Below are 1,273 nucleotides of genomic sequence, written 5' to 3'. Positions count from 1 at the left end.
CGATAAGCACGGCCATATTGGTCATACTCAGTCTTCACTACAGACTGTTGGTTGTTATAGCCTGTGTTGATTTGCTTTATGGCCCGACCCGCACGGTCATAGTAAGTCTTACTTGGTTGAGCGCCTGATACCCGTGTTTGTTCTACGAAACCATAAGGATACGACGGATTTGTCCCACGACTTATCAATTTAACAATACCCGCGGGTGATTGCTCACCAGTGAGCTGACCAAAGGCATCATAACGATAACGTGTTATGAGTCCTTCAGCCTCCTCTTGCTCTGGGCACGAATATTCAACATTAGGAGCGGACGGGGCAACCCTGACCGTTTTACTTTTCAACCACCCGGTGTCTTTATCCACGTTAAAGCAAACTAGATGCCCTGCATCATTGGTTTGTGAAATGATAAAGCGATTCGTGCTGTCGTATTTCACCTTCGTGGTACGTACAAGCGTTTCGCCAGACAGTGTTGGTGCAGTGCTATAGCTGCTACCTGCCTTTAACTCTTTACCCGACACCGTGGTGCTGATTTTAAGGCCCGCACTATTAAAGCCGTACTCTGTGATAACAGACTGTGCTTCAGATTGCGCATTCACCTTCTCTTGATATAACAACCCCTTTTTGTTGTATGCAAACGCACTTTGACGCGTACCTGTTTTACCTTCACTATTGGTTTTTGTCACCTCTGAGCACGTCAAGCGACCAAAGCGACCATAGTTACCACCGTAATCCTGCTTCAACCCAGACATATTACAACGTGATGGTGTCTTGACGTATTCGTTGATGGTTTCTGTTGTGAACGTCGTGCCCACGTTGTCTTTTAGTACAATCTGACTCTCGGTTAAGTTACCGTCTGTGTCATAGCTTTGCGTGGTCGTCGTTTTTGCCTTCAAACCGCCAGCACTGTAATCCAACCCCGTTATACCGCCGTTTAAGAAGTAACTCTTTTCTTCACTCGTATTAATATAGGTGAAATACGGGCTGCGTTTAACTGAGCTATCAGTGTTTGCTTTGGTGATGAGCTTGGTATAGCTGTTCACACTCCTTGATAACGTGATTTCAGAGCTTGGCGTATCCCTTTTTACCATTTTTTGTGTGGTCATTAATGGCATACCCACAAGCTCAGGGTATTTCAGATAGGTTTTCACCCCGGTTTCGTCTTCATCAAACCCTTGGTGGTACACCGTCTCTGTAACCATGTCATAGTCATCATCACGGCTATCTATCGTGGTTAACTTACCAAACCCTAAATAACCACGCCCCTGACCATGAA

At 45.6% G+C, this 1,273-nt stretch carries 1 protein-coding gene; it reads right to left on the bottom strand.

Translation table 11 applies throughout. From position 1 onward, the window contains the following. Positions 1-1,273 (bottom strand): hypothetical protein (locus tag HG263_RS22095; RefSeq protein ID WP_171628232.1); only part of this gene is annotated, 1,273 nt, incomplete at both ends.

The sequence above is a fragment of the Pseudoalteromonas caenipelagi genome (genome assembly GCF_013140855.1).
GTDB classification, from domain to species: Bacteria; Pseudomonadota; Gammaproteobacteria; order Enterobacterales; family Alteromonadaceae; genus Pseudoalteromonas; species Pseudoalteromonas caenipelagi.
The sequence above is the reverse complement of the archived record's forward strand: the minus strand, read 5'-3'. Positions and strand labels throughout refer to the sequence as shown.